At 64.9% G+C, this 1,135-nt stretch carries 1 pseudogene; it reads left to right on the top strand.

The window, feature by feature from the left end:
* Positions 1-1,020: pseudogene (locus ABZT04_RS45970) on the top strand (alpha-1,4-glucan--maltose-1-phosphate maltosyltransferase); the annotation flags it as partial.
* Between the last annotated feature and the right edge of the window lie 115 nt (positions 1,021-1,135).

Raw genomic sequence — 1,135 nt, forward strand, 5'->3', positions numbered from 1 at the left:
CCGGAGTGGTTCCATCACCGTCCCGACGGGACGATCGCGTACGCGGAGAACCCGCCGAAGAAGTACCAGGACATCTACCCGATCGCCTTCGACCGGGACATGGACGGGCTGATCGCCGAGACGCTGCGGGTTTTGCGGCACTGGATGGACCACGGGGTGCGGATCTTCCGGGTGGACAACCCGCACACCAAGCCGGTCGTGTTCTGGGAGCGGGTCATCGCGGAGATCAACCGCACCGACCCCGACGTCATCTTCCTCGCCGAGGCCTTCACCCGCCCCGCGATGATGCACGCCCTCGCCCAAGTCGGCTTCCAGCAGTCGTACACCTACTTCACCTGGCGCAACACCAAAGAGGAACTCACCGAATATCTCAGCGAGTTGTCGGGCGAGGCGGCCGCCTACATGCGGCCCAACTTCTTCGTGAACACCCCCGACATCCTGCACGAATTCCTCCAGGACGGCGGACGCCCCGCCTTCGAACTGCGGGCAATCCTCGCCGCGACGCTCTCCCCGACATGGGGGGTGTACAGCGGGTATGAGTTGTGTGAGAACACTCCGTTGCGACCCGGCAGCGAGGAGTATCTGAACTCCGAGAAGTACCAGCTCCGCCCCCGCGACTGGGCGTCGGCCGAGCGGGAAGGACGTAGCATCGCGCCACTGCTGGGCAGACTCAACGCCATCCGGCGCCGCAGCCCCGCGTTGCGGCAGTTGCGCGACCTCCACTTCCATCACGCGGATCAGGAGGCGGTGATCGTGTACTCGAAGCGGAGTGGTTCGAACACGGTTCTGGTGGTCGCGAACCTCGACCCCCACCACACCCAGGAGGCCACGGTCTCGTTGGACATGCCGCAACTCGGCCTGGAATGGCACGAGTCGGTACCGGTGCGCGACGAGCTCACCGGTGAGACCTATCACTGGGGCAGGGCCAACTATGTGCGCCTGGAACCGGGCAACCGGCCCGCACACATCCTCACCGTCCTGCGACCGTCCCCGCAGATCGGAGGGTCACCCACAATATGATCTTCAACGAGCCCGTCCAGGACACCTTCGAGGACACTCCCGCCAAGGACCGGGACCCCGAGTGGTTCAAACGCGCCGTCTTCTACGAGGTCCTGGTCCGCTCCTTCCAGGACAG

Source organism: Streptomyces sp. NPDC005492, assembly GCF_040605995.1.
Taxonomy (GTDB): domain Bacteria; phylum Actinomycetota; class Actinomycetes; order Streptomycetales; family Streptomycetaceae; genus Streptomyces.